The organism is Kribbella sp. (assembly GCF_035687465.1).
Lineage (GTDB): Bacteria > Actinomycetota > Actinomycetes > Propionibacteriales > Kribbellaceae > Kribbella.
Map to the genome: position 1 here is coordinate 1 of NZ_DASRXP010000213.1, position 5,964 is coordinate 5,964.

Genomic DNA, 5,964 nt, shown 5'->3' on the forward strand with positions numbered 1-5,964 from the left:
CCACATCGCCGAACACACCGAGAGCGGAATGATGTTCAGCTTCAACGTCGCGCGACTGCCCGAGGAAAATCAGCGTGACGGCGCCGCGACTCTGCCGGTGCCGTCATGACAGACGTCTTGGACGTGCTGGTGATCGGCGGCGGCCAGGCCGGTCTGGTGATGGGCTACCACCTGGCTGAGCGCGGGCAGCGTTACCTGATCGTGGACGCGGGCGCGGAGATCGGCGACGCGTGGCGCACGCGATGGGATTCCCTGCAGCTGTTCACACCGGCCCAGTTCGACAACCTGCCAGGAATGCCCTTCCCCGCCGCGCGGGACACCTACCCCGGCAAGGACGACGTCGCAGACTTCCTGCAGGCCTACACGACACGGTTCCAGCTGCCCGTACAACTGAACACGACCGTGGCATCGCTGACCAGGAGCGACGAGGTGTACGTCGTGACGACGACGGGGGGAAACACCTTGCAGGCAAGGCAGGTGGTGGTTGCCACCGGCCCCTTCCAAGCTCCGTTCGTCCCACCGATCGCGAAGGGACTCGATCCCGACCTTCCCCAGATCCACAGCGTGGACTACCGCCACCCTCAGACCCTCCCGGCGGGAAAGGTCCTGGTAGTAGGGGCCGCGAACTCGGGCTGCCAGATAGCCCTGGAACTCACGGCCACCCACACCGTGGAACTGTCGGCCGGCCAACGTATCCCGACAATCCCCCAGCGGCCGTTGGGCCGCGACGTGTGGTGGTGGGCAAGCAGGCTGAAGCTGGACCGAGTCACCGCGGGCTCCCGGCTAGGAAAGCGCCTGGCCGAGCGAGACCAGGTGATCGGCACCGGCCCGCGACAACTTGCCAAGCGACACGCCATCCGTATCCGTCCCCGCGCGACGATGGCGACCGGTCGGACCGTGACCTTCGCCGACGGCGCCGCGTCCGAGTTCGACGCCGTGGTTTGGGCGACCGGGTTCAAGGCAAACCACACCTGGATCGACGTGCCCAGCGTGAAAGACGAACAGGGACGCATCCTGCACCAGCGCGGCGTCACCCCATCCCCCGGTCTGTACATGCTGGGTCTGACCTGGCAGCACACCAGAACCTCCGCACTGCTCGGCTGGGTCGGCTCCGACGCGTCCTGCCTCGCGGACCAGATCGCAACACGAACAGATGAAGCGCGAAACTCAGGCCATGCGGCCAACACCTCGCAGTCACCATCGCATCAATGACCACCGGCAGCACCTTGGCAGCCAAAAACCGGCTTGCGGCGATGACAACGACCCGCCGCAGGCCCGCTGATCCAGCGTCCAGGACCTGGCTCGCAGGCATGGTCGCCCGCCAACGCTCGGCATCCACACGGTGCCACTGATGCCGACAATCAGGAGGATATTCGCCAGTGAGCGCGCCCCGCTCACCTGGGGACTCGTCTGGGGGGCAATCCAGGCCGCGTCGCCGCTCGGCTTCTGGTGGCTCGACGCAGCGACCGTCTACGCCCTCTCCCTGGCCCTGATCGCAACGGTCTACATCGGCTTCGCAGTGGCCGACGGACGACCAACAGTCATCGCCGTCGAGAGCACCGTCGCCGGGGCCTTCGTAGTAGTCGCCGCGGCAGGCGTCACCGGATCGGCGTGGCTCCTCGTCGGCGGCCTGATCGGCCACGGGTTCAAGGACCTCTGGCAACACCGCACTCACTACGTTGCAAACACCCGATGGTGGCCCCCGTTCTGCCTCGCCGTCGACTGGCTCGCCGCCGCGATCATCGCAATCGAGATCGCCGCCGGACTCCAAATCCACCGCTAGCCACGAGACTGCGGTCCCGCTTGGCCGGTTCCCGGACGAATGCGCCGGCACGACCAGGATCCGGTTGATTCGTGGCCCGTGACACGACCGATTGGCGGTGGTGTTGCAAGTGCCAACCGATCGTGTCCGCACCCGCGTCCAGGCCCTGCTCGGTCAGCTGTTCGCGATGTCTTGAGACATCAGTCCGGCATGTCTTGAGCCGAGCCGCAGGTTAAAAATGTCGCCTCGACCGATCCCGTAGTCGACAAGAGCCGCTCCAGCAGCCAGACCCAGAGCTAATCCCGCACACGTCGCCGGGATCCACAGCCACGAGATCCACCGCCGCAAAGCGAACCACTCTGCCCCGCCGATGATTGCGCCCGCGATGAAGCCCGCGGCGAGCGCCGCTCCCACGGAATCAACTCCGTCCACGACCAGGTCTGCGATGTACCCCCCGATCGGGAAGCCGACCAGAATCGCCACCGGCCAGAGCCACATCCGACGCGAGGTACCCATCCAGTCGCCCTGCGTATCCATGATCATGCCTTCTCCCGTGGGTCCGATTTTCACTCTCTTCCTTCGGGGCTCGAACGCACATCCCGGCTCTCAATGGCTCCCTGCGTGGGCGAGCGCTGAAGGGGTCTGACGGCCGACGATCGCCGGTGCCTCGTGGACGAGTGCGTCGTTCTCAAGGGCCTCGACCATGAACAGGGCGAAGTCCACGCGACGTGTGAGGTTGCTCCGCAGAACGGAATCGCCGACGTGCCGGCTCCACACGGGAAGGCCCTGGCTCTCGCCCTCCTCAAGGTCGCTGCCGCGGACAACGGTCCACCGTGTGTCGCTGGCGAACACTCGCCGGCACGCCTCGACCTGGTCATCGAGGTCGGCGAATCGGGCCAGACGCGCCAGCGGACCTAACACCTTCACGATCGCCTTCAGCTTCCACGAATACACGTCCTGGCCGTCGAGTGTGATGTGCCATCCGGACGAGAACACGAGACGCGCGCCCGGTGGTGCATGATCGAGCACCGCCTGGGCCGTTCCGGTTGAGTAGCCGTGAACGCCTCGCGGGACCAGCACGACCAGGACCCCGTCGCAGCCGGAGACCGCCCGCTTGACGACATCGGCGTTGTCTGTCGCTCCCGCAACCACGGTGATGCGCCCTGTGAAAGCGTCGAGCTTCTCCACGCTTTCCGACCGGCACACGCCGACCACCTCGTAACCGCGATCCAGCGCATGCTGCACCATGTACTGCCCGAGGTTGCCTGAGGCGCCGATGATGCAGACCCTCATCGTCCGCGGCCCCTCGAAACGCTGACCTGTACGGCGTTCATGGTGCCCCTCCCCTGGCGACGGCTCGCCATTTCGAGCCTGAAGGCCTGGTGCCCGTCCGTCAACAGCCAGACTCGTACGGCGCAGCATGGAGCTACGGGACCACCAATCCTCCGTGATCGCCGCCGAGGCGGCCGACTTCCACCGGCGGGACGCCATACGTGGAGCGGAGCAGCCGCTTCCGTTTATGCCACCGCCCGCGCAGACAATTGCCGCGAGGGCCGCGGCGGCAACCAACAAGGAGACAGACCTGGAAACTGTCTGCGCCTGGTGGGATCGTGTTGTGGTACGGAGCTGAGTGGCCGGGATCTCGACCGGATACCGCGGCCGAACCTGCGTAGGCGATGGCCGCCATCGTGTCGCAGGTCGAGGTCGAGGCACCCGTCGGGTCAAACGTGCAGCACCACCCGCCACATCGGTGGCGCCGAGCGTGACGTGACCTCCACCGTCACCAAATACAACCCGGCCTCCAGTTGGGCGGTCCACGGCACCGACGGACCGATCCGAGCGACCGTCGACGTCACCGTTGAACCACTCACCGACCCGAACCGATCGAGCGTCACGATCAGCCTCGACTTCGAAGGCCACGGCATCGGCAAACTGCTGGTCCCGCTCCTCGTCCGCCCGCAATCCCGCAAAGAGATGCAGCGAAACATGGCCCGGCTGAAGACACGCATCGAGGCCCTCGACTGACTCTGGGTCGCGACCGGGGGAACAGGCCGGCATCGCCTACAGCGCCGGCTGGACCAGGCAACCCGTACGAGCACGATCGCCCGGCCGCGGTGCGACTCCCAGCCACAGCAAATGGCGAACCTCCACGATTGAGGTCAGCTAGAGATCGTCGCCGACGTCTGGGTCGGCGGACCGGTGGGTGAAGGGCGGATCAAATGTGCGTGACCTGCTGTTGGTGAGGAGCCGATCGACCTGCGGTCGGCATCAGCAGTCACCAAACTCAGATCGGTGGGCTATTCGGGAACAGCCGAGGCGGGAGCTCCAATCTCGGAGGCGGCGGAGCGCGAGGTCCAGGTCGCGGTGGAAGCCGACGGGGTCGGCGGGTGAGGCATCTTCGAGGTAACAGGCTTGCCAGTACGTGTGGAGGGCGGAGAGTTCTTCAACGAGGCAACCATGTTGAGCCCAGCAGGGTGGGACGACCTTGTGGTCGAGGCGGTAGCGCTGGTTGATCCAGTTGACCCAGTCGGTCAGATGTTCGAGTTCGTCTGCGGCGATTGAGGGTTCGAGGTCGCGCCAACAGATGACAGATGGGTCGTCGAGGGTCGTGCCTGCTAGGTCGAGGGCCTTGAGTAGTTCGTCTCTGTTGGTCATGAAGACCTGCTCGCCGTACAGGTCTTCATGCTGTGGCGGATTTGGTCGGCGTCGGGGCGAGCTGTCCAGGGGGTCATGTTCAGGAGGATGGGTGGGGCGGTTCGGGCGAGGAGGATACCGGTTCCGAAGGGGAGGGTCCGGAGTACGTCGGGTGGGAGGATCGGCATACGGCGAGTACTGGTTGAGAGGCTGCGACCGCCGTCGGGGCTGCGGCTCCAGTTGCGGACTTCGTCGTCGCGGTCGCCGCAGACGGCAGCGAGGTCTTGGAGGTCGCGAGGTTGGGCTGAGCCGCCGAGGATGAGGCGGAGGGTGGCGGCGTCCCACATGGCTGCTGCAGCTTGTTCACCCCAGCGGTCGCGGGCTTGGGCCAGCGATTGGATGACAACGAGAGTGGAGATGCCGGAGCCGCCTCCGTCGGCCATGAGGGAGGGCAGCGATGGAACAGCGCAGAGATTGGCGATCTCATCGAGGACGAGGGCGAGTGGTGGTTCGAGGCGACCGCCGCGGCTGCCCGCGGCGAGCTGGCGGGCTGTCTCCGTGATGTCTTCGAGGAGTGCGGCGATAAAGGCGGAGGTGGCGCTGGCTCCGATGCCAGTGCCGAGGAGGTAGATGGTGCCTCGATCCTGAATGAAGGTCTTCGGGTCAAGGCCTTCGCCGACTGGTGGATCGAAGGCTTCGCGTACGGCGGGGTCGGCGAGAGCCGACAGGGATGAGCGGACGCCGGCCCAGATGGCGTCGCGGGTGCGGCCGTCCATGCGGACGATGCCGTCGAGGGTGTCGCCCCAGCCCTCGGCGGCGTCAGCGGAACGGTTGAGGATGGTGACGGCTTCGATGGCCGAGGCTGGTTCGAGGCCCCAGCGGTACAGCTGGCTGATGCCGCAGTTGTCTATGGCGGCTGCGTGGAGGAGACCGCGGAGCGCCATCTCGGTTTGGCCGTGCCAGAAGGCGCCGTCGGTGACGCCTCCCTTGGTGAAGCCCGCACCAGCGGCGAGGCCGCTGGCGCGGACCATGGCGGTGGTGGGATTCTCACAGCCGCGGACTGGTGACCAGCGGATGCCCTGTACGTTGCCAAGGTTCTGGGGGTCGAAGATGGCGACCGGGCGGGTGGCGCGGCGGAGTTCGAGAGTTGCGGCGAGGTTGTCCGGGCGAGTGGAGGTAGTTACGACGGCGCCGGGAGCGTCGATGATGGCGCCAATGATCTGGTGGAGCCCTTTGCCAGAGCGGGGTGGACCGACGACGATCTGGGAGTCTTCGACGGAGGCCCAGCATTCGCGACCGCGCGAAGTACCGAGGAGGTTGCCGACGTCGTTGGGTGAGGTTGTTCCTGCCAGGGGCCGGGCGGAGCGGCCACGACGTACGACCTGTCGACGCCCGACCGCGGCGTCGACGTCGGCCCGGGTTGCCAGGCCCGGCCGCGCGGCTAACGACTTCGCACGTCCGGTGTCTCCGCGCCTCTGGCCGTGCCAGAGCCGACGTACTGCGATCAGTCCACTGATCGGCGCACTGATCAGCAGGGCAACAACGAACCAGTACACGACAGGGTTGCG

Annotated in this window: 7 protein-coding genes; 3 read left to right on the forward strand and 4 right to left on the reverse strand. The window is 66.4% G+C overall.

The features are described 5' to 3' along the window. The first annotated feature begins 105 nt into the window (after nucleotides 1-105). Nucleotides 106-1,212, forward strand: a complete 1,107-nt coding sequence (locus tag VFG33_RS10690; protein WP_325025038.1) for a flavin-containing monooxygenase — start codon at nucleotides 106-108, stop codon at nucleotides 1,210-1,212. Nucleotides 1,213-1,351: 139 nt separating this feature from the next. Then, nucleotides 1,352-1,783 (forward strand): hypothetical protein, encoded by a 432-nt coding sequence (locus VFG33_RS10695; protein ID WP_325025040.1) that lies wholly within the window; start codon nucleotides 1,352-1,354, stop codon nucleotides 1,781-1,783. Nucleotides 1,784-1,936: 153 nt separating this feature from the next. Here the strand turns inward: VFG33_RS10695 and VFG33_RS10700 are convergent, their stop codons facing one another. Both VFG33_RS10700 and VFG33_RS10705 read right to left on the reverse strand, forming a co-directional pair. Continuing rightward, nucleotides 1,937-2,305, reverse strand: coding sequence for a hypothetical protein (locus VFG33_RS10700; RefSeq protein WP_325025042.1), 369 nt, complete (start codon nucleotides 2,303-2,305; stop codon nucleotides 1,937-1,939). A gap of 63 nt (nucleotides 2,306-2,368) precedes the next feature. Continuing rightward, nucleotides 2,369-3,055: an NAD(P)-dependent oxidoreductase gene (locus VFG33_RS10705; RefSeq protein ID WP_325025044.1), complete on the reverse strand. Its 687-nt coding sequence runs from the start codon at nucleotides 3,053-3,055 to the stop codon at nucleotides 2,369-2,371. Nucleotides 3,056-3,094: 39 nt separating this feature from the next. On the opposite strand from VFG33_RS10705, the gene VFG33_RS10710 reads away from it, so the two are divergent. Next, complete coding sequence (locus tag VFG33_RS10710) at nucleotides 3,095-3,787, forward strand: SRPBCC family protein (protein WP_325025046.1); 693 nt, start codon at nucleotides 3,095-3,097, stop codon at nucleotides 3,785-3,787. Nucleotides 3,788-4,030: 243 nt separating this feature from the next. On the opposite strand, the gene VFG33_RS10715 is transcribed toward VFG33_RS10710, so the two are convergent. After that, nucleotides 4,031-4,417 (reverse strand): hypothetical protein, encoded by a 387-nt coding sequence (locus VFG33_RS10715; RefSeq protein WP_325025048.1) that lies wholly within the window; start codon nucleotides 4,415-4,417, stop codon nucleotides 4,031-4,033. Beyond that, a partial coding sequence (locus VFG33_RS10720; RefSeq protein WP_325025050.1) for a type IV secretory system conjugative DNA transfer family protein occupies nucleotides 4,414-5,964 on the reverse strand: 1,551 nt, incomplete at its 5' end. The genes VFG33_RS10720 and VFG33_RS10715, both read right to left, overlap by 4 nt.